This is a genomic window from Thermostichus sp. OS-CIW-30 (assembly GCF_054060215.1).
In genome coordinates, this window is the sequence record NZ_JBSSCZ010000007.1 from 46,534 (window position 1) to 73,169 (window position 26,636).

The window sequence follows — 26,636 nt, forward strand, 5'->3', positions numbered from 1 at the left end:
AAATTATGAAGGGAATAGCAAATGGCTCGATACGCTTTTACGGCGGACTTCAGCACATCCCTCTGCAACAAAACTGCCAACAAAAGACTATGAAGAGCCTACTTGAGATTTACCTTGACGATAGAATAACCGACGTAGATCCGCGATAAATATTTACAAAAGGATTGTCGTTGGCTCTGATTTACGTGATTTCACTTTGTGGCTTTCTGGGCGATAAAAAGATTCCGTGTTTATCCGTAGTTAAGGATTATGACATTTTCATCCAAGATGACCTCATCCAAATCCAAAATAAAGTAAAGAATATAGCCTTCCCCAGAGTTGCTTGTGCGGGACTCATCATCTGAGGTGACCTACATTTAACTTTAATCGACTGGGAAATCAGGTGTTGCCGTAGACCTGCAGAAGGACTGCAGGGAAGGGAGTTAATTGTTGTGATTTGTTTGCGTTGCTTTTGCAGTAGATCTTGCCCGCCGGGGTTTTTTGTCTGCCCTTAATGTGGATCCCGTCTATGGTTAAACAAATCCGGCTAGAGCCTTTATCTCGTGTCTCGGAGGTCGATACCTACAGCAATCTGCTGTCGGCCATTTTGTCGGAGGAGCTGCAGGTTTCGCGGGAATGTAACGGTCGCGGCCTCTGCGCCACCTGTCATGTTTACGTCAAAGAGGGAATGGAAAGCCTCACTCCCATCACCCCCCGCGAGGCCAAGACTCTGGAGACCATTACCAGCGCCCGCAGCAATTCCCGGCTGGCCTGTCAGGCGCGGGTGGTTTCCGATGGCGTGGTGGTGGAGCTGCCGCCGGGGATGTACGTGAACTCGCTGAGGGATATCGAAGTGCTCATCGGTCGGCGGGCCGAACAAGACCTGCTGCACCCACGGACGGGGAAGGTTTTGGTGGAGCAGGGCAAGATCATCACTCGCTCTACTGTTAAGCAGCTAGAAAATGAAGATTTCCGCATCATTGGCAATACGCTGGCCCAAACTCGGGAAGTTTGATGGATTGTCGATATTCAGGGATCCCTTGGGCTCAGCGGGCATTGTCTTATAGACAATCAACCAAGGATTGAACAATGTTGGATCCCTCAGATAGCTGACCAAGTTTATCGAATGCTTAGCCATTCATCTTGTTGACTCATTGGCATTGTCTGGCCCAGTTGATCCCTACAAATCCCACCAAATCCTGTTGCTTTGCAATCTAGAGTTATCCATTTTTTATCAGGAGAGCGCCATGGCCACCACATCTCGACCGGATCCCCGTCCTGCAGTCACCATGCCTGTGGGCCGTGACAAGCATGCTCACTACAGTTACCGCGATTTCTTTCGCTTCAACCGAGATCAGGGCACGATCATCGACTGGAACAACACGCAAAATCTCCTGCTCAGCGAAGACTTTATTGTGGGCTTGCAAACAGGCCTGGAACGGGAAGTGGGAGATGCTTCGGCGGCGGTGATGTACACCATTGGCAGAGATTGGGGCATCCGCGATGCCAAGCACTTCTCCGAGTGGTACGAGCGGGAGTATAGGATTGGCGTAAAACAGTCCAACCTTTTGTTTTTGCTGGAGACTTGGTGGTGGCCTTTTACGGCTCAGGGCTGGGGCAAGTGGGAGGTGGAAACCGAGTCCAAGCAGAAGGGGTTTTTGTTCATCAACCTGTTCGATTCGATGGTGGCTCGCACCCTTGGGGATGTGGGCAAGCCGGTTTGTCATCTCTATGCCGGGCTATTTGCCGGGTTTTTCACCGCTATGACTTCCCGCGAGCTGGCCTGCATCGAGATCCAGTGCTACGCCATGGGGGAAACCTACTGCAAGTTCCTGTTGGGCGGGCAAGAACGCATTGATGCCGCCAATTTTTGGATCACCGAAGGGGCCAGCGCCCGCGAGATCGAGCAGCGTTTACAGCAAATGTAAGGCTTGCTTGTGGTTCTGTCGTTCCTCAGCGCTTTGGAGAAGCTGACATGCTCACCCTAGATCCTGCTCGAGATCTAACCCAGCCCCTGATGCTCTTCTTGCAGGGGTTGAACTGGGATAACCGACCCCCGGCCAAGGCTCCCTTTGCTCAAGAGCCGCCGCCGCAGTCCCCCATGCTCTTTGCCCAATCGGTGGGACAGTTTTTTGCCGGCTTCAATTGGTCGGGCATCCGCCCATGGGTGGAGCCGGTGCCGGAATTGCTAGCGGAGGATCCCTTTACTCTTGAGGATTTTGCCGCTTTGTTTGGCGGAGCTTTGCTCTAGCTCTGGTTTGTTCAGGGATCTCGGTTTTGTTTTGCCCTCTGTTTTTAAGGAGACTTCACCCATGGATGACCTTCACTCTTGGCCGGAGCGCATTGCCGATCGAGAAGGGGGTTACCTAACACCCGACGATCTGCAAGACCTGATTCGTTACTCGCTCTCTTTTGAAGAACGGCTGGAGCTCTACCAAGTCTTACAACAGCAAGAGCTGACCTGGATCCAAAAGGTTTTGCAACAGCAGGGGCCAACCCCCGTCGCGACAGCGTTGCCCAGCAGCAATCCCGCCAGAGAGGGGGCAGAACCTTCTCTAACCCCGGCTCAGCGCCTCTTGGCTCGTCAATTGGCCTTTTGTTTGCGCTCCCTGGGCCTGAGTCTGTTGCTGGGGGATCCCACCCCTGTGCAGCAGGTAACTCTTGGTGCGATGGAACAGTACCTAGGGTTGCCGCAAGCGCTCGCTCAGCTACGGGCAGTGGTGCAGGGATCCCTGCCGGCGGATCAGCAGGGTTTGCTTGCCCCCTACTGGCAAGAGCTGCAGACTGTCTGCGCAACTTCTCAGGCCCAATCTCCTTCCCCTTCTTCTTCTGAGATGGAGGTTGACCTGCCCACAGTTCCGCCGGAGCGGGCTCTCACCTTGGCGGAAATGTTTGTGTGAAGCCCACTGAAGGAGGCTCTATCTATGAATTCAAGGGTTGCCGAGCTGATGCAACAAAGCGAAGGCCGCTATCTGCGCCCGGACGAGTTGAAAACTCTACACGCCTACGTGGAAGGGATCCCGAAGCGGGTCCGCCTTTACCAGGTTCTGCAGGCCAAAGAACAAGAGCTGCTGGATCGGGTGATGGAGAAGTTTCAGCCGATGATGCCGAATTTAATCCGCCAGCATGGTCACCTGGCCTGGGAGCGCTGCCGCCGGGATCTGAGCATGGTGTGGCGCTACTGCTGCATGGCCATGCTGCTCAACGACGAAGACTACCTGAGAGATAAATTGCTCTACTGGCTGGAGACGATCCTGAAATCGTTCAAGATGCGCGACCAATGCCAGCCTGCCTACAAGTTAATGCTCGACTCCCTGACCTACATCTTTGGGGCAGAAGAGAGCGAGATGATCCGTCCTTATCTGCTTTTGGCCAAATCCATGCTGGTTAACTAGGTCCATTCGCCCTCAATCTATTCACCAAAGTTCCCTGCGCCCTCCGATAGCGACCTCCTTCTCCCGATTTACTGTATACAGCTTATACAGCTCACTCCTTAATCATTCATTCCCTCACGCCAAAAATTCCAGCCGCTCCCCAATCTATCCATCCCCGCCCTCTTGTCCACCTGACTGCGAGAATAGCCATGATCTCCCTGCAAGAGATTCTGCAAGACCAGATCTTGCCTGGGCACTGCTTTAGCCCTGCCTACTACATCCGCCCTGACATCCACACCGGACTGCTCTACAGCCGCGGAGGATACCGCTTGGCGGCCTTTCCCATGCCCCTGCTGGAAGCTCTCTACTCCGGCCTGCGCTATGAAACTGGCCAAGCCACCCGCGTCATTCTCTACAACTGTGGCCGCGATTGGGGAGAGGCATTTTTCCGCCGTGTTGAAGACGAGCTTTCCGGCTACTATCAGCAGCCGCTGCAGGAATTGCCGATGGGGATCTTCCTGGATGCCCTCAGCGATCTCTGGGCTACCCACGGCTGGGGACGCCTGGAGCTGGATTTTTCCGCCGCCGACCACGGCTTGGTTCAGGCCGGGATCCGCCATTCCGGGTTTGCCCTGGCCGCTCGCGCCAGCTTCAACCCGGAGGAACCTTCTGCACGGCGAGAGCCTGCCGGATATTTGGAGGCGGGAATGCTGGCCAGCCTCTTCTCCTTGCTTTCGGGGCGGGATCTCATCTGCGTACAGACCACCTGCGAATCCCTGGGGGCCGATCTCAACCGCTTCCTCATCGGCACGGCTCAGCGGCTGCACCACTGCGAGGAATGGGTGCGCAAGGGCCTCTCCCACGACGAGATTTTGGATCGGCTCACGGCCAGTCCCCAGGGCCAGAGCTGTTTTCAGGGGCTCGCTAGGGCAGGTAGGGCTGAAAATCTTGGGTGACCGTCAGAGTCAAGTTGGCATTGGCGTCGATCACCGCCACTTCCGGCGCCGTTACATTGCCGATGACAGCCCCTGCCGCCGCTCCACCCAGCACTTTCTCCGTCGAGATCACGCGGTCGCCGAACAAGCCTCCCAAGATGGCCCCCGCAGCTGCCCCAATCAAGGCATCTTGCACAATCGCTTCCCCGGAAGTGTGGCGGGGATCCTTGCGCAGCGGGATAACCTGGCTCTGAGCGTAGAGGGGGTAGGATTGGCCGTTGAAAATCAAAGCCCGCGAAACAAACTGGGTGCCGCCGCTCACCGGCTGAAATTGGCCTTCCAAAACAGCCCCCGCCGGGACGACCATGTTGCCGTAGATGTCCCGCAGAGGAGTATCCAGGCTGAGGCTGACGGCACGGGTTTCCCCAGGGGCAATCAAGAGGGTTTCTGGAGAGCGATGCACCGCCTGGATCAGATCCCCAGAGCGCAATAGCAACGTGGTTTGCAGTTGAAAGGGCTGGCCAGGTTGCAGGGGTTGAGGGCCAGGGGGAAGGGGGCGAGGATTCACAGGACGCCATCCCTCACCGGCAGGCGGTGGTGGCAAGGGCCCCATTTGGGCCAAAACTGGGGCGGCCATCTGCGCTGAGAGCAATCCGCCAAGCAGAGGAGCCAACAGGCGGCTGGCTGGGTTGGTCATGGTCTTACCCCCATTCATCATTCCTACGCTAGCTGCAAACCGGACAAAACCGGGAGCCTTTCGGGCCTTACCTATCTTTTACCTATCTTGTCTTGATCAAAGCCAACTGAATGGAAATGGACTACCTCAGGTGAGCAGATTCCGCTGCTCTTCGCTCCAGATAGAAGTACGGAAAAACGCTAGGGTTGCCCACTCTGGGATCCCTGCTGTCCATGTTAGATTAGGCTCTAGGTTTCTTCCCCTGCGTGGGGCCGAAGTCTTTCACCAATCCCAACCCTTTTCTTCCTTTCTCCTGTGGCCATGAAGCGCAGCACATCCATGCCGGGCCAGCCCTCTCCCGGGTCAGAAGCTTCCGCCCAACCTGCTCAATCCTCTTTCCAGCCTTTTGCCATCTCCACTTGGAAGTCTCTTCTCTCGTCAGTGCTGCTGGTGCTGCTGGGCATTGGGCTGGGAGCGGCTCTGGTGGGGGGCAAGGGGGTATCTGCCCAGACGACGGCAACCCCGCCCCAACTGAACCTGAATTTCATCGCCGATGTGGCCCAAAAGGTGGGGCCGGCGGTGGTTCGCATCGATGCTGAGCGGACGGTGCGCGCCCCTGCCCCTTTTCCGGAGGAGTTTTTCAGCGATCCCTTTTTCCGGGATTTCTTTGGCCAAGCGATCCCTTCCATCCCTCGGCAGCGGCGACAGCAGGGAACCGGCTCTGGGTTCATCATCAGCCCAGACGGCCAGATCATCACCAATGCCCATGTGGTCGAGGGATCCGACAAGGTAACGGTGACGCTCAAGGATACCCGCAGCTTTGATGGGCAGGTAATCGGTTCGGATCCGGTTACGGACATCGCCGTGGTGAAGATCAACGCCCAGAACCTGCCGACCGTGAAGCTGGGGCGCTCGGAAACCCTGGAGCCGGGCCAGTGGGCCATTGCCATCGGCAACCCCCTGGGTTTGGATAACACCGTTACGGCTGGGATCATCAGCGCTTTGGGCCGTTCCAGCGGGGAGATTCGGGTGCCTGACAAGCGGGTATCTTTTATCCAAACGGATGCGGCCATTAACCCCGGCAACTCCGGCGGCCCGCTGCTCAACGCTCAAGGGGAGGTGATCGGGGTGAACACCGCCATCATCCAGGGAGCGCAAGGGTTGGGCTTCGCCATCCCCATTGAGACGGCCCAGCGGGTGGCCAATCAGTTGATCACTCGCGGCAAGGTGGATCACCCCTACCTGGGCATCCGCATGCTCACGCTGACTCCAGAGCTGAAGGAGCGCCTCAACCAGGATCCCAATAGCCGCATTTTGATAACGGTGGATCAGGGTGTACTGATTGGCGAAGTCATCCAGGGATCCCCAGCGGAACGGGCAGGGCTGCGGTCTGGGGATGTCATTCTCTCCATCAATGGTCGTGCCGTAACCACAGCCGATCAGGTGCAACAGGAGGTGGAGCGCACTGAGGTGGGCAGCACCCTGGAGCTGGAGATCGAGCGAGCCGGGCGGCGACAGAAGATCCGCGCGGTAACAGGCTCTTTCCCGGCCCCCAGCGGAGGCTGATTGGGCATGGTTGACCGCCCCTCAAGTATCAACCAGACCCCAGCGACACAGCAGGGTTGTTGTCAATGGGGGTAAACCTCTCAACCTAGGTTGCGAACTCCCCTTTTCCCCTGGGAGAGGGGCTGGGGCGGTGCTGATCGCGCCAGCGGGACGGAGTCCTTTCGCGCTACTCGGACGGAGTCCTTACACTTGGGCTATTTCAAACCAACTTGCAGTGACCGTACTGGCGATCTCTACGGTTGGTTCTTGCAGTTACGGCTCAGGGAAAATAATGGTTTAATGGTGACTTAACAGTCGAAACTTCCTGGCCCAGGCCGGAACGCTCTTGGCAGGGCCCCTTGATCTTGAGTTTGGGATCCCTTCTCCCCTTGCCTATGCTGAAAACCACTCGTCGCTTGGCTTTGCTGGCCCTGTCGGGGCTGGCAGCTCTTGTTCTCGCTCCCCAGAGGGGCCTCGCCAGGCCCATCATCGTCGGCTCCAAGGACTTTACCGAGCAGTTTATCCTGGGGGAAATGTATGCCTTGGCCCTGGAGGCGGCAGGGTTCACGGTGGAGCGCAAGCTCAACCTGGGCGGAACACCGGTAGCCCATGCGGGCTTGTTGAGCGGCGAGATCGATCTCTACCCCGAGTACACCGGCACTGGCCTGCTGACAGTGCTCAAGTTGCCCAGCAGCGGCGACCCGGCAGAGGTGTACGCGACGGTGGCCCGCGAGTACGAGAGCCAGTTCCAACTGATTTGGCTGGATCCCGCCCCCCTGAACAACACCCAGGCCCTGGCCATGACCCGCGCCAGAGCGGCTGAGCTGGGCATTGCCACCATCTCGGACATGGTGGCCAAAGCGGGCGAGCTGGTGATGATCGGGCCGCCGGAGTTTCAAGCCCGCGAGGATGGCCTACCTGGGATCCAAGCCGTCTACGGTAATTTCCGGCTCAAGGCCTACAAAGCAGTGGATCCCGGCCTCCGCTACCAGGGCTTGGTCAATGGGGAAGCGGATGTGGCGGTGGCCTTCGGCACCGATGGAGAAATTGCCGCCTTTGACCTGGTGCTGCTGGAGGATGACAAGCAGCTTTTCCCCCCCTACCAGGTGGCGCCGGTGGTGCGCAAGGACACCCTAGAGGCCAACCCCGGCATTGCCGCTGCCTTAAATGCCCTTTCCCCCCTGCTGACGGACGAGGTGATGCAGCGGTTGAACTACGAGGTGAGCGGCAACCGCAAGGAGCCGGCGGAGGTGGCCAGAACTTTCTTGGTGGAAGCCGGCATTCTCAAGAAATAACCTTGCCTGTTGCATGAGACCCTGAGGTGAGCACCGTTGAGTTCGAGCAGGTGTCGCTGCGCTTTCCCCACAGTTCCCAGCCGGCTGTGGACGAGTGCAGTTTTTCCGTGGAGTCGGGCCAGTTGGTGGTCATTTTGGGGCCTTCTGGCTGCGGCAAAACCACCCTTCTGAAAATGGTGAATCGCTTGCTGGATCCCACCCAGGGGCAGATTCGCTTGGACGGGCGGGATATCCGCCAGTTTCCCATCACGGCTCTGCGGCAGCGGATCGGCTATGTTATCCAGCAATCGGGGCTGTTTCCCCACATGACGGTGGCCCAGAATGTGGCGGTAGTGCCGCGACTTTTGGGGTGGCCGAAGGAGCGCATCCGCGAGCGGGTGGACGAGCTGCTCAGCTTGGTTAATTTGCCCCCCCACGAGTACCGCCACCGCTACCCTGCCCAACTGTCGGGTGGACAACAGCAGCGGGTGGGGCTGGCGCGGGCGCTGGCCGGGGATCCAGGGCTGCTGCTGATGGACGAGCCCTTTGGGGCCATCGACGCCATTACCCGCAGCAAGCTGCAAGAGGAGATCCTGCGCCTGCAACGGCAATTGAAAAAAACCATCCTGTTCGTCTCCCACGATGTGGAAGAGGCGCTGCGCCTGGCGGATCGCATTTTGGTGATGCAGAAGGGGCGGGTGGTGCAGTTCGATACTCCCTTTCGGCTGCTCACCCAGCCGGCTACTCCCTTTGTCAGGGAACTGCTAGGGGCAGATGACATGGTACGGCAGTTGAGTGTGCTGCGGGTGGAAACGGCGATGGCCGGGATCCCGCACAACCACAAAATCCAAGAGGGAGCGATGGTGAGGCCCCAGGCCACTTTGCGGCAAGCCTTGTCCCTGCTGTTGCGCACAGGGGCGGCAGCCCTGACGGTGTGGGAGGACGGGCGGGCCATCGGCGTTTTGACCTTGGATCACATTCGCAGCTTGGCCATGCTGGAGGGGGGATCCGCGTGAGCTATCTCCTCAACCACCCCGGCCTGATGTGGCAGCTCACCCAAGAGCATCTGGCGATGGTGGGGATGACCTTGGGCATGGCGGTGGTGCTGGCGGTGCCGCTGGCTCTGCTGGTTCACCACGTGCGCTGGTTGGCCCTGCCGGTCATGGGGATCCTCAGCATCCTGTACACAGTGCCCAGCCTGGCTTTGATTATTTTGTTGGTGCCCTGGTTTGGCCTGAATGCCCGCTCGGTGGTGGTGGCGATGGTGATCTACACGCAGGTGATCTTGGTGCGCCACTTTTGCGTGGGCCTGCGCTCGGTCGAGCCTGCCATTCTGGAAGCGGCCAAGGGCATGGGGATGAACTTCTGGCAACGGTGGTGGCAGGTGCAGGTGCCGCTCATGCTGCCGATTGTCTTGGCAGGGCTGCGGCTGGCGGCGATTGTGGCCATTGCCATTGCCACCGTGGGGGCCAAGTTTGGGGCGGGAGGACTGGGCACCCTGCTGTTCGATGGCATTGCCCAGGCCGGTCGCTACGACAAGATCTGGGCCGGATCCCTGGCGGTGGGATCCCTGGCCTTGCTGGTGAACACGGCCTTGCTCAGCCTGGAATGGGCGGCCCGTCGTGGCTGAGGGGGTAGACTTAAGGACTCCGTCCCGCTGGCGCGATCGGGCAGGTTTATCCTCTAGTTGTGTGGGGCGAAACTGGGTGTAGCATGGGTGAGCAACCAGGGACTCCGTCCCGCTGGCGTGAGCGGGTGAGAGATTGGTCATCCCGCGCCGATTGGGAGCTGATGGAAGCGCTCAAGGCGGGGCAACCTGCTGCTCTGGCTGCGCTCTACGATCGCTATGCCGGCTTGGTCTATGGGCTGGCCTTCAAGATCCTGGGCCACGTGGCCGAGGCAGAAGACCTGACTCAGGAGGTGTTTGTCGAGCTGTGGCGCAAGGTTGGCTGTGATCCAAGGACTCCGTCCGAGTCGCGCGAGCGGCGGGGATCCCTGAGCAGTTTTTTGTGCATCCTGACCCGCTCGCGGGCCATTGACCGTCTGCGTTCTCAGGGCAGCCACCAACTTCTGTTGAAACGCTGGCAAACCCTTCTCAGCGCCGTTCGTGTTGACGGAACGGAGTCCCATAGCAAGATCCCGCTCCCTTTTGAGCAGGTTTCCATCGAGGAGCGGCGGCAAGCGGTGCAAGCGGCCCTCAGCCAATTGCCCGAAAACCAACGGCAGATCCTGGAGTTGCTCTATTACCAAGGGTTAAGCCAGGCGGACATTGCTCGCCAATTGGGGATCCCGTTGGGGACGGTTAAGACCCGCTCTCGCCAAGCTCTCTGCAAATTGCGGGGATCCCTGCGCGCCCTTCTGGGTTTCTGCTCGCGTTAGCGGGACCGCGTCCTTTCGCGTCAGCGGGACGGAGTCCTAGGTTTGGAGTTGAGTTCTGGTGTCGGGATGGCCATGTCTGATCGCGTCAGCGGGACGGAGTCCTATCGCGTCAGCGGGACGGAGTCCTTTCGCGTCGGCGGGACGGAGTCCTTATCCACCTCGCCCCCTTTAACAGAGGAACGGGAAGAACTGGCCGGCTATCTGCTGGGGGACTTGTCTCCCGAGCAGGCGAGTGCTCTAGAGGCACGCCTAACTCAAGACCCTCGGCTGGTGGCCGAACTGCAAGCCTTGCAAGAAACCTTGGAATTGTTGCCCTACGGATTGCCAGGAGTACTCCCGCCTGCCAGCTTGCGCGACCAGGTGATGGCAGAGGTGGGGGCTATGGGCTTGCGCGAACAGGAGATGGCCATCCCCCTTCACTCTCCACTGCCTGCTTTTGGGGTGGGGTGGCGCTGGCTGGGAGGCTTGGTGGCGGCAATTTTGGTTCTGCTCAGCTTAGACAACTGGCGACTGCGGCAAGCACTGCAACTGGCCCAGCTAGAATCGGTGCGGGCATTATCCCATCTCTTGCAACAGCCGGGATCCCGTCTGGTGCATTTGCAGGGGGAGGTGGGGACGGCCAATGTGCTGTTTCGCCCAGGAGACTGGCAGGAGGTTATCTTGGCCGCACGGGATCTGCCCCAACCGGTGGCGGGGGAGCGCTACTCCCTCTGGCTCAAGCTGGATAATGGCGAGTTCCTCCACTGTGGTGACTTTCAGGTGGATGCTCAAGGCTCTGCTCTGGTGGCCCTACGCCCATCCCGCACGTTGCCGGCAGGTACCCGCGCTCAAGAGCTGCTGGTCGCGACCGGTTCCCGCCAACTGCCCGCTCGCGCTACTCGGACGGAGTCCTTGAAACCCCTTCTGACGGGCAAGGTGTGAGGTGAGAGGAAAGGTTGGCCTGCAAAGGTTGGCTGTGCTGGTGGGGGCGCTACTGGCCCTTCTGGCCTTGTGGTGGACGGATCCCACGCCAACAACCCTAAGCCAATACGTTACTTCTTTGCAGGAGCGCACTCCTTCTCAACTCCACAACATTCGCCGAGCCGTCCAAAGCCTGGATGGAGTTTACATCATGCCTGCGACACGCTCACAGGAACAGGCAGAAGTGATTTTTTCCTTCAACCAAGTGGTGGGGCCGCGCAGCCTGGAACGAGGCTATGTGCCCGCGCCGGTGTTTATGGTGGCCGAAACCCTGGATTCGGTTGGGGGAGGAATCTGTCAGGTGTCCTCTAGCCTTTACAATGCCGCTCTGTTGGCAGGGCTGGAGGTGGTGGAGAGGCACCCCCATTACCGGCAGGTAGAGTCGGTGCCCCCTGGCTTAGATGCCACCGTCTGGTACGGCTTGGCCGACCTCAAGCTGCGCAACCCTTTCCCCTGGCCGGTGCGCCTACGAGTTCAGATCCGCGGCCAAAACCTGATTGTGTCCGTGCTGGGACGGGGATCCCGCCACGCCCTGAGGATCCCACCCATCCGTGTAGAGGGGCACCGGCTGGATCCCCAGCATTTGCAGGTGAGCGTGTATCGGGGTAACGAGCGCCTCTCCCAAGATCGCTATGTCGTTGCTCCCTAGCCTCTCATCGCGCCAGCGGGACGGAGTCCTTTCGCGCCAGCGGGACGGAGTCCTTTTTTCGCCCCATTGGCCCCCTACTTCAGCGTCTCAGGAGCAGCTCCCCAGCAACCTCCACACAGGGATCCATGTTAATTTCTACACCAACATGGTTAGCGACAGGGTCGGCGACAAGCCTCAAACCCTGATTCTTCCGTTGACCCGGTCGATCCCGCTCTGGGCAAGGGTTTCAGGCCCCTCGGCGGAGAAAAATAAGGGGAAATTGCAGCCGTTCGCGCCAGCGGGACGGAGTCCTTTCGCGCCAGCGGGACGGAGTCCTTAAACGAGACCCTGTCGATCTAGGCCCCTGGATCCCGCTCTGGGCAAGGGTTATAATCGGCGGAAGTCGCTTCCTTTCGGGGCAGTGGAATTAATGAAAACTCAATGGAAAATTAATCGAGCCAAGCGAATAACTATTAAAATGAAGATTATCAAATAGCAAACAAATGTAGCGATACTCGTGGTTAAAAATAGAACTCCGCCCCATTTCCGGAGGAGAGGCTCCAGAAAGTTCGTGCATGGGAGGAGACGAATAGTCCACTTTACACTGGTATCATCGCCATCGAATTGAAATAACCAGGCCCAAAGATAGAAAAAATGAGTCGCGAGGTAGAGCGCAATATCGCTCTTTCTTGATTCAAAAACGCTAATGAATGTGATCATCAAAGCTATATGCACAAATGCCCATAAAGTAAGCAGCAAAATAAGCAGCGCTCCAAACATCATTAGAAGCCAACCGGCGACTCCAAGACGCATGAGAAACAGGGCACAGACAAAAAGGATCTCCACTCCAACTAGGAGAAGTTTGGTTGGTGTATTCAGGCTTTCATGTTCTACCATATTACTTCCTTTTTTCGCGTTGTTCGTAATATGTGTCTCAGACAAGCTTAATAACTGCAGACGTGATGATCTAGATCTGATCTGGCACTTTTGGCAGGGGTAGTTGAAACGGATGATGGTCGAAGCGAATACGCTGTACTCGGTAATTTCCTGTTAATGGAACCGATCCTGAGCCGCAAGCAACTTCCACGCCACCCGGATCAACCGTTGTTCCGAATGCGATACCTTATTTTATGTAGGTTTGCGTAGCAAAAACCCTATACCTGATAAGTCACTTCCCTTTGGGGAAGCGGGATTCATGGAAACACTCAAAGCAGACGGCCCAAGCGTTGCCGCAATTCGGTGGCAGCCAGCTCTAGGTGCTCGGGGGTGTAGCCGGTGGTTTCTACTCTGACAGCGAGGTGGGTGTCCTGGCTCTCGTGGAGGTGGATCCACAGAATGTGGCGGCCATCTTCGGTTTTGCGGTTTGAGGCTTTGACGCTGTTTTTGGGGGCAGCGTAGGCGTGTGGATCGTATCGAACCAGATCCACCCAGGGAATGTCTCGCAGGAGTCTTTCCACTTTGGCCCAACTGCGGGGTCGGTGATGGCTGGCATCGCTTCGGATTTGGATGATCTGGGAGCGATCTCGGCCTGAATCGGGGAGATCTGCCCGTGGGATCCGGGGCTGAACTTGCGGCTGTAGGTAGGGCAAGTAGACCAGGGATTTGTATTGCTCATGGATGTAGCAAACCGGGACCCCCAATTGGCTGCCCACCACGGCCATGATCATGGCTTGGGCTTTAAACCCGCCGGTAGCGGCAAAGGTGACGATCCCCCTGGCGCTCTCTGCCAACTGTTTCAACAGCTCGGCCATCCGCTCCAGTGAGGATCCCTCTAGCTCATAGTTGATGCCGGGAAGGGGAACCAAAGAGACCTGCTGCTGACCCAGCTCTTGCTCAAAAAAGAGCTTCAAAATCTGGGCACACTCCAATCCGTCGGGGGTTTCTGAGTGCAGCAAAATCAAGGCATCATTCGAGGTGGGATCCAGCCGCAAGTAGGTGTTGGTTTCGGCGCTGATCAGCTCCAGATCGGTTCTTTTCATCCAGGCCAGCGCTTGCTCCGGATCCCCGATGGTTTTTTGTCCCACCCAGGGGCGCTGCGGCTGCAGGTCTTTGTCAAGGTTGGTGAGCAAGGAGGTGCCCACCGTCATGATGATGGTCTGCATGATAGGCGGTTAACTCAAATTTTTCGAGGGCTCTGTTCCGCTTTGCGCCCAGAGCAGCTTGGCCTTGCGGATTCTGCCATCTTCCTTTAGACCCAGAACTTCCACCTGCACCTCTTGCCCCACCGAGAGGGATCCCGCCCGTTTGGGCTCCTTCTGGGTGAGCTTGGTGTCTGTGTCCAGAATCTGGAAGGTGACTTCGTTGCCCTTGATGTTGGTGATGGTGGCCTTCAGCTTTTGCCCGGTCTGGAAGTGGGCTTTGCGGGCCTGATGCTGGGCCTGGTCTTGTTGGTGTTGATGGTTTTGTTGTTGTCTGTCGTCCTGGGATTTGTTTCCCGCCCCTTGGGGAACGGAGTCCTTGCGACCGGAGTTGTCGTTGGGTTGGGATCCCTGAGGTGGTGGAATCTCGCCAATGGGGATCCCTCCATCCTTGTAGTAGCGAGCCAGCCGGGCTGCCCAGCCCAGGATCTGCAGCATCTCCGCCGGCCTGTCTTGCAGAGGTTGCAAGTACCTTTTGCAGGTTTCGTCAATAAGCTGATAGTATCTTCTGGTTTGTTGGGTACGGCATAGGCCAGTTTCCCGCACCAGCTCGCCGGTGAATCGGAAAAAGCGGGATCCCGCGTCAGGGTGATGGGCAACCGAGCGCAGATAGGCGACGCATTTGCTCAACTCGTCGACATCCACCCTTTCTTTGGCCAAGGTCAGGGCGATGCCGTGGGCGAGATCCCAAGATTGGGGGCTGAGATCGACAGTGTCTGACAGCATGGGGGAACCCTCAGTACACTCCGGTGGGCGGCTCGCGCAGAGCAGTGGGACTCAGGATGGCGGCCAATCGCTTGAGTTGTTCGGGCAAGATGTAGCCCTGGGCAGCTTGAATTTGCTCTTGCACAAAGGCTTGGAGGCGTTTTCCTTCCAGGGTATCGGCTTCTGGGGGATCGTAGCGGCTGTAGCGATCTTTTAGGTTGCCGGGCCGCTCGATCTTGTCGAGGGTGACCTGCAGGGATCCCAGGCCCACGGGCTTACCGCCCCCCACCTTCAGCAGCATGGGATGGTTGGGATCCTGCCCCAAAACCGTGAGCAAGGTGCCCAGCTCGGCAGGGGTGAGGTTTTTGAAGTGGATTTGGGTTTTGAAAACTGTGTTTTGTATCGCTTGCTGGGTGGGCGTTCCCCTTGAACTGCCCTGCAACGCGTTTCTGTGGGTGTATCTGTGGGTGTAGTAGAACTTGCGCCCGATGACTCTGCCGTTTTCGCTCTGAAAATAAGCTTTGCACTGATCCGGGCGTGGAGGGTACAGGGGGGGCAGGGATCCGCCGCCGGATCCGGCACTGGTGGCAATGGCATCCCTGAACTCCACCAATCCCTGCCAGTTCAGGGCACCGAAAACGCGGCTGGCCGGACAAAGCTGCTCTTTGTTGCGGCAGGGGTGCCGCTCTGGGGGGATCCGATTTCGGTACTGGCTCATCATCACCGCCAGGGTGCTGTTGGTGATCGCCTCATACATGGCCCGGATGGCCCCCTTGAGGGAGCTGCCCTGGATTTTGAGCCTTCCATTGGGGGTGGTGGTCATGGTTTTGAGCACCGGGATCCCTTTGACTCCAACATCGCTGCCCAAGGCCAAGTGGCCGGTGGAGATGTGGACGGCAGTCTGCACCGTCAGGGTGAGAAAGAGGGTGCCGTGCAGCTTATCGGCGTGGAACTTGGCGTGGCCGGCGGGCCGCTCCAGCGTGGGGCGCTGGGTGGGAAACGGGATCAGCTCATAGGGTTTGGGAAACACGGTTGGTTTGCCTCCACCTTGACTGCTGTTGCCGGCAGACGATCTTGCAGATGCGGCCTGGTTGGGCAATGGGCGAGGGCCTTGGGGGGTCATGGTCACCTCGGAATCAGGGCAATAAAGTGAACGCGGGCAGTTCGCTCATCTCGGAAGTAGCGCTGGCCCACCTTGAGATCTTGGGGATGGCTGAGGGGCTTGGGAAAGCGGGTTTCTCGATTTTGGGATCCGTACAGGTCGGCTGCGTGATCCTCCCACCGCCACTCTCCCGGCAGAGGGATAAAGGAGTCCGGGGGAGCTTGGATCCCCAGATACAGCAGATCCCAGCCGTGGGGGGTGCTTTTCCAGCGCAGTTCCCCTTGTTGGGAGAAAACTTGCCCCTCTGGACAGACGGGATCCGCCGGGATCCCCACCTGAATGCCGCTGACTCGATGGGGCCAGCGCAGAAAGGAGTAGGTTTTTTCAGAAGTGGAAAAACAAGCCGAGAGCACTTGGGAAAGCGAGGACTCTGCCCCATCTTGAATCTTGAGGGAGGCGACGTAGGCTGGTTTCATACGGCTTTGGCCTCCGCTTGCAGGAGTTTGGCCCAACTGTTTACGGCGGTGGCGAGCAGATGTTCCACCTTGGCCTCAGACGTCTGATCCCAGGTCAGCCGCGCCCCAAATCCCAAAGGCATTGGCTCCGCTCCCACCGGCACCGCTTGGCAATCGGGTTTGGGGAAGCCGTATTTGCCTGCCTCTTCGGGGGTTAAAAATTCGCCCGCCCCCAACAGGGATCCCTGTGGCCAGGTCAGGGGGGATCCCAGCAGTCGAATCTGCTCGTTTGCCTCATCCACCAGGCAGCCCGGATAGTCCACCACCGCCCACTCGTACTCAACCCGAACGGTGCCCATGCCGCGGGACTTGGCAAAGCCGATGCCAAACCAGCCTTCATCCAGATCCCGCAACGCCAGTCCCAGCAGACCCAGTTGGGCCAGGGTAAAGTTTTTCAGGTGGATCTTGGTTTGAAAGGATCCCTCTACGCACACTTGATAGCTGAACGGCCCCACCGCCACTGAGCCGAAGACGCGGTCGATGGCCACCCCATTACGTTCCTCCAGGCGCAGAGGGGTTCCCGGCTTGGGATAGGCATCTTCGATGCGGACCCGGCTGGCGATGGCTGTGTTGCCGAACATCTGATCCGTAAAGGAAGAAAGGGCGTAAACCTGGTGGGGCTCTTCAATTTTTTCCAGCCATTGATTGGCCTTTTGGTCGAGGGGATCGCTGGCCCAGAGTTTGAAGCCTCCCCCCTCAGGACGTCTGTCGCTGCCCACCGTTCGGACGATGCGCTCCGCATGGGCGCGAATTGCCCCTTTGAGGGAGCTGCCGGGAAAATAGACCGTTCGCCCGTCGCCGTGATAGGTTTCGACGAACTCCATATCCGGCTTCGTCGGGTCAGCCCCTTCTTTGCCCGCCTTGATGAGAACAGGGCCATCGGGCTTGAGGGTGAGGCAGAGGGTGCAATGGTTAACGTAGCGTTTGTGCATAGCCTGGGATCCTTCACACCAGAACAGGAGCTTTTGGTTGAGGGGCTTGGGGCGGCAAGCAGTCTGTCCAGTTTGTCAACCGATAGGGGTGGAAAACGCTGACCGTATCGCCAACCGTTGTAGAGTCCATGAAGACCATCGGGATCCCTCCTGACATGAAATAGGGCTAGCGGCGGGGGCCGACCGATTGCCGTTGAGAGGCCGTTGTTAATTTGGCAACCAGGGCTTCCACCCAGTCTTGGCGCAAAGCGGCAGCCTGCTCCGGGCTGAGCGGCTGTCGGGATCCGGCCACCAGCTCTTGAAGGTAGGCCAGCAGCCGTCTTGGATCCCCTTCCGAGTCGAACCAATAGATTGCCGAGATCTGCAGGCGGACAACCCCCAAGCCACGGGAGCGCCCCCCTCCCAGGGGGATCTGTTCCGTTTCCAATTGGTGCAAGCCAATGGCCAAGAGGCCCAGTTCCCATTCCTCGGCATTTTCGACGACGGCATGAAACCGGAAGGGGGTGCTGGCAGGCACCACTTGCAAGTCGTACAGCTTGCCATCTGCCGCCGTTTCCGTATCCCGATCGATGGCCACGCCATCCCGCTCTTGGTACTGGCCAAACCAGGCTTCCAGAACCACGGGCAAATCTCGGATCTGCACCTTGCCGGCCAACCAAGGGGATCCAAACACCTGCGAGACCCAGTCGGTGGCCTCAATGAGCTTTTGAGTCAGAGCCGCATCGTCCCCTTTGTAGTCATTTTTAATTTGGTTGATGATCTGAAATTGCTCGCTGCTGGTCAATTCGCCGGGATCCCTGGCCAGCTCTGGGTTGATGCCCCGCAAGAAACTTTCCAGGCGAGAGCGCATCGCCCCCTTCAAACTGGAGCCGGGAATGAGCGGACGGCCCAGCGCATCCTTGAGAACCGGCAAATCCGAGCCGATGGGTTCGGTGGAGCGGCCCACCCCGATGTGCAGAGCGGTCACGGTGGTGAGGGTGCCGGTGATTTCCAAGCGGTTTTTGAAAACGTCGAACATTGTTCCCTCAAATGGCTGCTCAAGTTAAGGCTTGTACTGCAGAGGTTTGCCATTCCCGAAGCGAGACGGAGCCCTTAATAAAACTCAAGAGGATCCCTAGGATCTGAGCAATTTCTGAGATAAAGTACTCCCTGTCATCGATAAAGAGTTGGTCACCCTCGAGTTTTGCAAATCGCCAGTTGGTTCCTGAGGTTACTGCTCCATAGACACTGTCTACTTGAGAATTGGAGTTCTTGTTAAAGACCTGTGCCCCCACCATACCGGCAACGCACTGGCCCAGACCCCCGATCAAGTCTTCTTTTTTGGCCTCAACGATAATCACCACCGGATCTTGAATGTAGAGTTGGAGAGGGGATAGGCAAATGATGTAGTCGCATAGGCCCACCAACCCCCTCTCGGGATCCACGTTGAATTCCTTGCCGGAAAACAGCGAGATTTGATCCCGACATAGGTACTTCACCTCTCCCAGCACAGGGGCGATGATAAACTCGGAGCGGGCTTTTTCGCTGTTGACCGAGGTGGCCAAGCCGAGATAGCGATCTAGGGTTATTTTCAAGTAATCGGAGCACTCAGTCGGTGGAACCTCTGCAAACAGGCCATGGATGATTCTTGACCTGAGCTGAAAGGTCGAAATGGCTCTCTCAAGGGTAAAACTGCTGTAGGTCACGGTCTAGGATCCTCCTCCCTCTCGCTTGTACTTGAGGTAGCGGGCCCCATAGCCCAGGTAGCGCCGAATCAAGTCAATTTTGATCTCGTTGACTTTGGGGGATGCTCTTTCAATTCCGGCTTCCCTGGCGATGGCTATAGCCCTTTGATGAATCCAGTTGTCGATGTCTTTGATGATGGCTTCTGCCAAAGAGTCTTTGCCCCGCCCCCACTTGTTATCGCGCCCCACCTGGTAGCGCAAAAAGTTCTTGATCACCTCTGAGCTTTCGGTGGAAGCTGCCACGTGCAATAGGTTGCGATATTGGGCCTCTTCCAATCTGTTGAGACCTCTGAAGTTATCCAAGGCGGCTTGAATTCTGGCGACCAGATCATCTTCGGCCAGCCGGATTTGCCGTTGGATCTTGAGCTCTTGTTCCGATGTGATCTCGCTGGTGGCGAAGGTCATAGCGGGTTCTCCCAGAAATGATGATGGAACGGACTGCAAACTTCGATTTGGCCGAATCCTTCAGCAGTGCGTTCGCCAATCCCCCAGTATTCCATCTCCGCCAAAATCGGGATCCAACGCTCCAGTTGCGTGGTGCTCAGCAGAAAGACGCTGCCCTGCGTGGTTACCAATTCTACATCTTTGAACAGACCCCAGGCAGCGTTCCAGCCGGAGACATAGGCGTAGCTGCTGAAGGCCAGCTCCAAAGCCAGGGATCCATCTTCGCAGTTGGCCTCTTCCTGGAGCATCTGGGGGGTGAGCACGGTGGTGCGTTGCCAGCGCTCTTTGAGAATGGCCCCCGACTGCAGCCCAATGGAGAAATACTGCCGCTCCGGCGGAAGGGGCTGCCAGGGATCCCCGAACACCTGCCATTGTTGCCAGCGCTGCCGCAGCTTTTGGTTGAAGGCTTCCACCCGCTGGGCCAGGGAAGGCCGGGGAGCAGCCAGACGCCGAGCCGTGACGTTGACCCGGCCCAATCCCCGCGACACCCCTCCTCCCAAGCGCAGCAGGTGGGCGCGGGCGTTGAGGTAGCGGGTGAGGGTCTCGGCCAGCTCGGGATCCCGCAGGTAGATGTAGCCGCTGAAAAGGGAGCGCTCCAGATGCCCATTGGGGCGGGCTTTGCCCTCGTTCATCACCTCTAGGCTGTAGAGGATTTGGTCGGCAGCAGTGGCGCGGCGACGGTTGATCCCCACCCGCGTGAGCAGGCGTTTGGACACAGCAGCTCGTTCGTAGCGGGGCCCCAGGTCAGACTCCTGCTGGCTGTAGAACCCCCCGAAGGGCTCCACTCTTCCCCCGGAACCGTCCGGCTCTGTGGGATCGAACGGGATCCCCAGCCGCTGTGAGCAGAAGCGATCCAGGAGCGTGTCGAACACCCCCGTTTTGCCCGCCTCTGAGCGGAAGCCGGGATTGTTTTTCGAGCTGAAGGCCGTGGCCGGCAAGACCTTGCTGCCGGATCCCGGATAGGCGTGGGTAAACACAGCAGGCCGAGCTGCCGTAAACAGGGCGGCCAAATCTCCTTCCAGCGCCTCGGCAGGGCGATGTTGGGTTTGGCTGAGCATGAGGTCGGCCAGAGCACCGCGAATCACGCTGCCGGGAATGTAATCCTGGGCCTCGCTGATGGAGCCGCCCGGCTTTTGCCGACCGATGGCCAAGGGAGACTGAGCCGTTAGGGTGAGTTGAATGGCTTCCATCAGCTCCCTCCCTGGGCCAAGAAAGCCCAATCGGCTGCGGTGGGCTGGAGAGCCTGCAGGGATCCAGGATCCCAGTGCAGCCAGCCCAAACCTGCGGATTTGCTGCCCCCCAGCGCGATCAGGTGGTGCAGGGCCGCCAACAGGAGAGTTTTGCCCCAGGAAGGGCAATCGGGCAAAAGCTGCAGGGATCCGGAAAAAGTCAGCTCAGCCGCGGGAGAGGTCTCAATGAGGTAGAGCCGCTGATCCTCGGCGGTGCGGCGGCGGCGGTTGAGGGTGACCCCAGGGCGAAGGGTTGGTTCCAGAGCTGCTGGCGGCACCTCGCAGACGAGATCCTCCACCCACAGGCGGGCAGGCAGGGCCGGATTGCCGAATATCTGGCAGACCAGACAATGGGATCCGGCGTAGCCCTCCACCTGGTATTCGGGGCGGTGGAAATTTCCTGCGCTGCCCTCCCGCTGCGGACACATGCGCTCTGGGTCGGGAGAGCGGCAAATGGCCCAGCCCAGGCCACGGGCCAGTTTCTCGCACTCGTGGCGCAGCCGCCCCTTCAGTTGGGAGCCGGGAATGATCAGCCTGCCAAAGGCATCTTTGAGCAGGGGCTTATCCGCCAGGGAGCCGCTGGAGCCGCCGGCTCCCACCGCCAGGGCAGAGGCGAGGGTGGCCCTCAAAGGGATAGAGGTGATCGTTCGCCCCGCTTGGGGCAGCTCTGCCAGTCTCACCATCACTCCACCTCCGCCAGAACGGGCCGACCCTCGGCCTGGGGCTGTTTTTGCACAAAGGCGTACAAATCCACCAGATCCCGCCAGATGGTTTCATAGGTTGGCGTTGACGAGGATACCTGTGGCTCAACATACATCCAGGGGGGAAGGTGGCCGTCGTTGGTTTTGGCCTTGCACCAGGTGCGCTCAAAAGCCTCCATCAGCGGCTGCCCCTTTTTGCCCAGGCGGCTGCGGAAATAGAGATAGTTGAGGGTGGCGGTGCGTTTGCCTTTTTCCAAGAAGCTGCGAATCTGATAAAGCTGGGAGCGAGGAAAATTGGCCTCCTGCAGGGCTTGTACCGTTCTCAGCAACCCGTGGATTTCCGGGACGGTATAGGGGCCGGCGTAGAGCTTGAGGGTGTGGCTGTTCTGGCGGATCTCCAGAGCTTCCCGACGAAAATCCTGGATGCTGGAGGCAACCAGGGCGACCGACTTCAACGAGAGAAAGTCGATGGTGGCCACAGAGCAGTCCTTGTCTTTGGGCTTCAGCTTTTTCGCGTAGCTCTTGGCGGATTTCAACAGTTGTTCGGTGAGCTTTTCGGCGTAGTAAATGGGGGTGTCTTCCGAGGCGATCAGCACCCCCACCGAGGCGGAGAGCCGACAGAGCTTCCGATCTGCCGCCGGGTAGCGGTGAGGCACCTTGCCGGAAGATTGAGCTGCATAGGTTGCCGAGGTGTCCAGCAGGAGCTGCTCAAACTGCTCACAGAAGGTGGCGGCAATTTCCAGGGCTTTGTGGGCAGGCACCACCACCAACACATCGTCTCCGCCGATGGTCAGGATCTCGAAGGGGTGGATCCACTCGCCGTTGCGGTCTCTGCCGGTTTCCGGATCTGGGGATAGGCCGTGCAGCCGATGGGCCTGCAGGTGCTGGGCGAGGGCGTGGTAAACGGCTTTTTCCGTTGCCTCGGAAACATCCCGGCTAAATTGTCGGTAGGCTTCTGGGGTTTGGATCTGCTGCACATAGCCCCCCATGTCGTTGCCATCGGCGTAAAGGTAAGCCACAAAGCCCTGGCTGCCCAGGCTGGCGTTGGCCACTTCCCGTAGAGATTGGGCCTCGCCGATCCCCTGGACAGATCCCTGATGGGGCTGCAAATAGCGCTCCCGGTAGGGCTCGCCGGCGGGAGAGTTGAGAAAGCGGGCAAATCGCGTTACCCAGCTTTCCACAAAGCCGGGATCCCAGGTGGGGAACTTGCGGAACCACCCTTGCTTGCCTGTTTCAATGCGCTTGGCCTGGCGACCCACCAGGGCTTTGCGAGCGGTGGCTTCCGAGAGCCAGGGCTGATCGACCAGGTCGGCTTTGGCGATGGCAGGGCGACGGTCGGTGCTGTCGCGGCGCAGGTAGGGATGGGTTTCAAAAAAGGCGGGATGGGCGCGGCTGGGGCGACCGGGATCCGGATTGCCGTTGCGGCGGTGGTTGAAGCGGGCGGCCAGGTAACCCACCAACTCGTTGAAACTTTTGCGGTCTTGAAATCTGGCTTCGCTGCCATCCCCAAAATAGGCTCTCACCAGGGGATGGGTTTTGTGTTGCGCCAGCCAATCCAGCCAGGGGGTGCGTTCGATGGGATCCCGCAACAGGCCGTAGCGCAGTTCCAGCAGCCGAAAGGCGGATCCCACGGCGCAGGCGTTAGCGGTGAGGGTTTCTTCGGTGTAGCGCCGCTCGATGGCCTCACAGAGATCGTCCACATGGGCCGCCGGGCAAAAGGCCAGGAGATTGCCCCCGGTGGAGTAGATGATGAGCTCCGGGATCAGGGCTTGCGCCAAAGCCGGGTAGTGCTGCTGCAGCCAAGGCCGGATCTGCTCGGCCACATAGGCCCTCAGCTCTGCTTGAGACTCTTTCCCCAAACCTTCCCATCCCAGGTAGGTTTGCTCGGGATCCCCGAAAAAGGCGGGCAGATCCACCAGGTTAATGCGATCCAACAAAGCGGAGGCCCCGCGGATTTCCGACAGCTTGGCCGACTCGAAGACATAGCTCTTGATCTTGGTGGCCCCCCCGTAAACCAAGCCGATGCGGGTTGTCTGCTGCCACAGCTCCGGGTAGCGGGATTGCAGCTCCGCCGGGGTTCTGGGAAAGGTCTTCGCCGCCATGCTCTCCTGAAATTGGCGCACCTGAGCCAAAATGGGCCGTAGCTCTTCTGGGATCCCGGCCTCGTTGTCGGCGCGAACGGCGGCCCGCATCTGCTGCAAGGTCTCCAGGGCAAACTGGGGATCCCGCTGTTCTCCCCACGCCAGGCACCAGGCCAAGGCAACAGGAACGGGAGAGGGAGCAGAAGTAGGGGTCATGAGCAGCACCTGCGAAATGCGAAAAAGGAAGACAAGTCTTGGACAGGGCTTCCATCGGCTGCGACGGACAGATCCCTAAAGGCTGGGGGCAATTGGCCTCGATTTTTAATCCTTCGCGGAAGACCAAAGCCCTTCAAAAAAGGGTTTGCCGGTTGGGTGGGTAACCAATCGAATCAAGCCGAGAGATGCCATTGAGGTTACCGATTGTTTCAGCCATATCCGATAAACGCTCTCGCCTCATGGTTTTCAGTCCTCTAGCTTGCTAGCAGTATAGATCGAGTGCGATGGGTTGCAGACGATTTCAAGGCTTTCTTCAGATTGTGAGATTTTTTCTGCCTGTACAACGGGCAATTCGAGAGTAAACCCAATAAGAAGGGATCCCTTCTAAAATTTTCTCAATGGAAAGTTGGGTTTTGTGTTGATTGTTGCTGTGGACTGGGAATGGGCTGTGCCTATGCTGAGTTTCTCAGAGCCATCTGCTGATAGAGAAGCGAACGGCAAGTGGCCGACGGGATCCGAGTTGGTGGGGATCACCTTGGAAGTTCAGGCTCCTCGGTCTTACCTGCTGGATCCCCACTATGCCAAAGGGCTGCACGCCTGGTTCTTGAGCCAGGTGCAAGAGACAGACCCGCAGCTATCGGCCTATTTGCACGATGGAGAATCGGAGAAACCTTTTACCCTCTCCCGGCTGATGGGGCCGTTCCGCGAGCAGGGGGGGCGACCGCTGATCCCGCCTCATCTCCCCTTCCGCTGGTGGATCACCGGCCTCAACCCGCCGGTGGTGGAGTGGCTGCGAGGGTGGTGCCAACGGCTGCCCACCTGGCTGGAATTGCGGGGATCCCCGCTGCAGATCCTGGGATGGCAGATCTCGATCCCCCCGCGCACCTATCGTCAACTGTTGGAGCAGCCTCTTTCCCCCCGCTCCTGGAGCCTTTCCTTCGTCTCGCCCACCAGCTTTCGCCACCGGGGCCACCATCTGCCGCTGCCGATCCCTCGCAACCTGTTCCACAGCTATCTGCGCCGTTGGAACGATTTTTCCGGTCTGCCCATCGAGGCGGAGCCTTTTCTGGATTGGGTGGATGGGGAAGTGATCATCCAGCGGCACCGTCTGGAATCGGTCAAAACCACCGCAGGTCGCCAGGGATCCGTGACGGGATTCATCGGCTGTGTGCAGTTGGCTGTCTCCTCCCGTGCGCCTGAGCTGTTGCAGCAGCAGCTCCAAGCCCTGATCCACCTTGCCCCCTACTGCGGCACCGGCCACAAAACCCCCTTTGGGCTAGGGCAAACCCGCCTGGGTTGGTTGGCCGAAGAGCTACCCGCCTCCCCTGTCCCTTCCCGGGAAGAGCAGGTGGCCCAGCGGATCGAGGAGCTGAGCGCCCTCTTTCTCAGCCAGCGGCAACGACAAGGGGGATCCCGCGCCGAAAAAACTGCCCAACTGTGGGCGACGATCCTGGCCCGCCGCGAAGGTGGAGAGAGCTTACAACAGATCGCCGCTGATTTGGAGATGCCCTACGAGACGGTGAAGACCTATGCCAAGCTGGCCCGCCGCTCTCTCCAGTCTGGATCCCAGGACTACTCGTCGAGCAGTCTTCCCTAGATGACTTGAGGTACTTTGTTGAGCCTGATACATTCACGCTGGACTCTCCTGAACATGGTTCAGGAAAGAAGCGATCGCATCCTGCCTATCTCTGTTCGCGTCAGCGGGACGGAGTCCAAGCAGGAAGGCGGTATCCCGCAAAGCCCTGAGGAATACCCCCCGAGCGCTTTCCCCCTTCACTTCCCGGCAACCGTTGCGGTGGACTCAAGGATCAGGGGGAAACTTGGTCTACTATATCCCTCTCAATGACTTTTGCCAAACCGCCTAAAGCTCAGTAAATTCAGCAAAGTTCAGGGTTTTGGGGGTTAGAGGCATGCTCTTGCAGGGAGAAGGTAGAGATCAACCTCACTTCTCTTTGCTCATTACTCGCTTCTCTCTAGTTTCCGTCCCCTTGCGGGGAAAAGGTAGGGATCAACAATACGAGCGAATTGACTGCGATATTCCTCACTACTATGGTTTCCGTCCCCTTGCGGGGAAAAGGTAGGGATCAACAAGCCTTGACGAGCAAGGACTGCTCCTACCGTTCTAAGCACAAGTTTCCGTCCCCTTGCAGGGAAAAGGTAGGGATCAACGGGAGAAGCTCCGGGCAATGCTGCAGTACCGAGCTGCGTTTCCGTCCCCTTGCGGGGAAAAGGTAGGGATCAACCTCAGATGATGGGGGTACGGACATCATCTTCTACGACGTTTCCGTCCCCTTGCGGGGAAAAGGTAGGGATCAACAGATCAGGCAGTGATGGAGCAGTTCGAAGAATTCGAGTTTCCGTCCCCTTGCGGGGAAAAGGTAGGGATCAACACGGAGGCTGGCTTTCACAGCTCTTGGATCCCGTGGTGTTTCCGTCCCCTTGCGGGGAAAAGGTAGGGATCAACCAGGTCTTGACAGCGAGGGGCGGAGTCCCAGCGTCGGGTTTCCGTCCCCTTGCGGGGAAAAGGTAGGGATCAACAATACGAGCGAATTGACTGCGATATTCCTCACTACTATGGTTTCCGTCCCCTTGCGGGGAAAAGGTAGGGATCAACGTTGGGTCCGGCTGACTAACCGGTGCCCACTGCTAGTTTCCGTCCCCTTGCGGGGAAAAGGTAGGGATCAACGGCTGATAGACCACATGGACTGGTCTATCCGTACGCGTTTCCGTCCCCTTGCGGGGAAAAGGTAGGGATCAACTCCTGGGTGTTGTTTTACCCCTGTAAAGGGAGGATAATATGAAGTTGTTTCCGTCCCCTTGCGGGGAAAAGGTAGGGATCAACCTGGGTGTTCTTTATCCCGATTAAAGGGAGGAGTTTGTGTTTCCGTCCCCTTGCGGGGAAAAGGTAGGGATCAACAAATCATCCGTGGTCAGACAAAAGTATTGAAACTGACGTTTCCGTCCCCTTGCGGGGAAAAGGTAGGGATCAACGTTCCGGACACCGTATCAGAGAAGATCCCCGAGTGGGTGTTTCCGTCCCCTTGCGGGGAAAAGGTAGGGATCAACAAAGCCATTCGGGGGAGTAGCAAGTTCAAAGAC

The 26,636-nt window shown here is 58.4% G+C and carries 26 protein-coding genes and 1 CRISPR repeat array (1 of these 27 running past the window's edge); of the genes, 14 read left to right on the forward strand and 12 right to left on the reverse strand.

Annotated elements, in window-relative coordinates:
- The first annotated feature begins 508 nt into the window (after positions 1–508).
- The 6 genes from ACVWZF_RS04260 to ACVWZF_RS04285 all read left to right on the forward strand — a co-directional run bounded on the left by ACVWZF_RS04260 (position 509) and on the right by ACVWZF_RS04285 (position 4,309).
- Complete coding sequence (locus ACVWZF_RS04260) at positions 509–994, forward strand: 2Fe-2S iron-sulfur cluster-binding protein (RefSeq protein WP_414331883.1); 486 nt, start codon at positions 509–511, stop codon at positions 992–994.
- Positions 995–1,226: 232 nt separating this feature from the next.
- Positions 1,227–1,907 carry a V4R domain-containing protein gene (locus tag ACVWZF_RS04265; RefSeq protein WP_457410929.1) on the forward strand — a complete coding sequence of 227 codons (681 nt, stop codon included), beginning with the start codon at positions 1,227–1,229 and terminating at the stop codon, positions 1,905–1,907.
- Positions 1,908–1,954: 47 nt separating this feature from the next.
- Complete coding sequence (locus ACVWZF_RS04270) at positions 1,955–2,230, forward strand: hypothetical protein (RefSeq protein WP_457410930.1); 276 nt, start codon at positions 1,955–1,957, stop codon at positions 2,228–2,230.
- Positions 2,231–2,291: 61 nt separating this feature from the next.
- Entirely contained in the window at positions 2,292–2,879 is a 588-nt protein-coding gene (locus ACVWZF_RS04275; protein WP_414351314.1) for a globin family protein, read from the forward strand.
- A gap of 24 nt (positions 2,880–2,903) precedes the next feature.
- Positions 2,904–3,374, forward strand: coding sequence for a globin family protein (locus ACVWZF_RS04280; protein ID WP_414344046.1), 471 nt, complete (start codon positions 2,904–2,906; stop codon positions 3,372–3,374).
- 188 nt (positions 3,375–3,562) lie between these two features.
- Entirely contained in the window at positions 3,563–4,309 is a 747-nt protein-coding gene (locus tag ACVWZF_RS04285; protein WP_457410931.1) for a V4R domain-containing protein, read from the forward strand.
- Here ACVWZF_RS04285 and ACVWZF_RS04290 read toward each other — a convergent pair.
- Positions 4,278–4,985 (reverse strand): hypothetical protein, encoded by a 708-nt coding sequence (locus tag ACVWZF_RS04290; RefSeq protein ID WP_011432227.1) that lies wholly within the window; start codon positions 4,983–4,985, stop codon positions 4,278–4,280. The genes ACVWZF_RS04285 and ACVWZF_RS04290 overlap by 32 nt on opposite strands.
- A gap of 300 nt (positions 4,986–5,285) precedes the next feature.
- On the opposite strand from ACVWZF_RS04290, the gene ACVWZF_RS04295 reads away from it, so the two are divergent.
- The 7 genes from ACVWZF_RS04295 (at position 5,286) to ACVWZF_RS04325 (ending at position 11,771) form a co-directional block, all read left to right on the forward strand.
- Positions 5,286–6,530 (forward strand): HhoA/HhoB/HtrA family serine endopeptidase, encoded by a 1,245-nt coding sequence (locus tag ACVWZF_RS04295; protein WP_011432228.1) that lies wholly within the window; start codon positions 5,286–5,288, stop codon positions 6,528–6,530.
- Positions 6,531–6,904: 374 nt separating this feature from the next.
- The gene (locus tag ACVWZF_RS04300; RefSeq protein WP_457410970.1) at positions 6,905–7,804 is read left to right on the forward strand and encodes a glycine betaine ABC transporter substrate-binding protein; all 900 of its coding nucleotides are present in this window, start codon (positions 6,905–6,907) and stop codon (positions 7,802–7,804) included.
- A 26-nt stretch (positions 7,805–7,830) separates the two neighbouring features.
- The gene (locus ACVWZF_RS04305; RefSeq protein ID WP_457410932.1) at positions 7,831–8,799 is read left to right on the forward strand and encodes an ABC transporter ATP-binding protein; all 969 of its coding nucleotides are present in this window, start codon (positions 7,831–7,833) and stop codon (positions 8,797–8,799) included.
- Entirely contained in the window at positions 8,796–9,413 is a 618-nt protein-coding gene (locus ACVWZF_RS04310; protein WP_414409535.1) for an ABC transporter permease, read from the forward strand. Before ACVWZF_RS04305 ends, ACVWZF_RS04310 begins: the two co-directional genes overlap by 4 nt.
- 83 nt (positions 9,414–9,496) lie before the next feature.
- On the forward strand, positions 9,497–10,162 hold the full coding sequence (locus ACVWZF_RS04315) for a sigma-70 family RNA polymerase sigma factor (RefSeq protein ID WP_414330560.1): 666 nt from the start codon (positions 9,497–9,499) through the stop codon (positions 10,160–10,162).
- A 72-nt stretch (positions 10,163–10,234) separates the two neighbouring features.
- Complete coding sequence (locus ACVWZF_RS04320; RefSeq protein WP_457410933.1) at positions 10,235–11,083, forward strand: anti-sigma factor domain-containing protein; 849 nt, start codon at positions 10,235–10,237, stop codon at positions 11,081–11,083.
- A 1-nt stretch (position 11,084) separates the two neighbouring features.
- A complete protein-coding gene (locus ACVWZF_RS04325) occupies positions 11,085–11,771 on the forward strand; it encodes a VanW family protein (RefSeq protein WP_457410935.1) in 687 nt (228 codons plus the stop codon).
- 1,184 nt (positions 11,772–12,955) lie between these two features.
- Here ACVWZF_RS04325 and ACVWZF_RS04330 read toward each other — a convergent pair.
- The 11 genes from ACVWZF_RS04330 to cas10 form a co-directional block, all read right to left on the reverse strand.
- On the reverse strand, positions 12,956–13,852 hold the full coding sequence (locus tag ACVWZF_RS04330) for a putative CRISPR-associated protein (protein WP_457410936.1): 897 nt from the start codon (positions 13,850–13,852) through the stop codon (positions 12,956–12,958).
- 9 nt (positions 13,853–13,861) lie between these two features.
- Positions 13,862–14,614, reverse strand: a complete 753-nt coding sequence (locus tag ACVWZF_RS04335) for a hypothetical protein (protein WP_457410938.1) — start codon at positions 14,612–14,614, stop codon at positions 13,862–13,864.
- Positions 14,615–14,624: 10 nt separating this feature from the next.
- Positions 14,625–15,716 (reverse strand): RAMP superfamily CRISPR-associated protein, encoded by a 1,092-nt coding sequence (locus ACVWZF_RS04340; RefSeq protein ID WP_457410939.1) that lies wholly within the window; start codon positions 15,714–15,716, stop codon positions 14,625–14,627.
- Between the two features lie 2 nt (positions 15,717–15,718).
- On the reverse strand, positions 15,719–16,171 hold the full coding sequence (locus ACVWZF_RS04345; RefSeq protein WP_011432237.1) for a hypothetical protein: 453 nt from the start codon (positions 16,169–16,171) through the stop codon (positions 15,719–15,721).
- Positions 16,168–17,142 carry an RAMP superfamily CRISPR-associated protein gene (locus tag ACVWZF_RS04350; protein ID WP_457410941.1) on the reverse strand — a complete coding sequence of 325 codons (975 nt, stop codon included), beginning with the start codon at positions 17,140–17,142 and terminating at the stop codon, positions 16,168–16,170. The genes ACVWZF_RS04345 and ACVWZF_RS04350 overlap by 4 nt, the downstream gene beginning before the upstream one ends.
- A gap of 166 nt (positions 17,143–17,308) precedes the next feature.
- Positions 17,309–18,160 (reverse strand): type III CRISPR-associated RAMP protein Csx7, encoded by an 852-nt coding sequence (csx7, locus tag ACVWZF_RS04355; RefSeq protein WP_457410943.1) that lies wholly within the window; start codon positions 18,158–18,160, stop codon positions 17,309–17,311.
- A 19-nt stretch (positions 18,161–18,179) separates the two neighbouring features.
- On the reverse strand, positions 18,180–18,827 hold the full coding sequence (locus ACVWZF_RS04360) for a hypothetical protein (RefSeq protein WP_414329367.1): 648 nt from the start codon (positions 18,825–18,827) through the stop codon (positions 18,180–18,182).
- A 3-nt stretch (positions 18,828–18,830) separates the two neighbouring features.
- The gene (locus tag ACVWZF_RS04365) at positions 18,831–19,271 is read right to left on the reverse strand and encodes a hypothetical protein (protein ID WP_414402616.1); all 441 of its coding nucleotides are present in this window, start codon (positions 19,269–19,271) and stop codon (positions 18,831–18,833) included.
- On the reverse strand, positions 19,268–20,500 hold the full coding sequence (csx10, locus tag ACVWZF_RS04370; RefSeq protein ID WP_457410944.1) for a type III-D CRISPR-associated RAMP protein Csx10: 1,233 nt from the start codon (positions 20,498–20,500) through the stop codon (positions 19,268–19,270). Before csx10 ends, ACVWZF_RS04365 begins: the two co-directional genes overlap by 4 nt.
- Positions 20,500–21,222: an RAMP superfamily CRISPR-associated protein gene (locus ACVWZF_RS04375; RefSeq protein ID WP_011432243.1), complete on the reverse strand. Its 723-nt coding sequence runs from the start codon at positions 21,220–21,222 to the stop codon at positions 20,500–20,502. Before ACVWZF_RS04375 ends, csx10 begins: the two co-directional genes overlap by 1 nt.
- Positions 21,222–23,432 carry a type III-B CRISPR-associated protein Cas10/Cmr2 gene (gene cas10, locus ACVWZF_RS04380; protein ID WP_457402976.1) on the reverse strand — a complete coding sequence of 737 codons (2,211 nt, stop codon included), beginning with the start codon at positions 23,430–23,432 and terminating at the stop codon, positions 21,222–21,224. The genes ACVWZF_RS04375 and cas10 overlap by 1 nt, the downstream gene beginning before the upstream one ends.
- 559 nt (positions 23,433–23,991) lie before the next feature.
- Between cas10 and cas6 the strand changes: the two genes are divergently transcribed.
- Positions 23,992–25,134 carry a CRISPR-associated endoribonuclease Cas6 gene (gene cas6, locus ACVWZF_RS04385; protein ID WP_041437102.1) on the forward strand — a complete coding sequence of 381 codons (1,143 nt, stop codon included), beginning with the start codon at positions 23,992–23,994 and terminating at the stop codon, positions 25,132–25,134.
- Positions 25,135–25,513: 379 nt separating this feature from the next.
- Positions 25,514–26,636: direct repeats of the CRISPR family, unit length 37 nt; unit sequence GTTTCCGTCCCCTTGCGGGGAAAAGGTAGGGATCAAC (it continues 584 nt past the right edge of the window).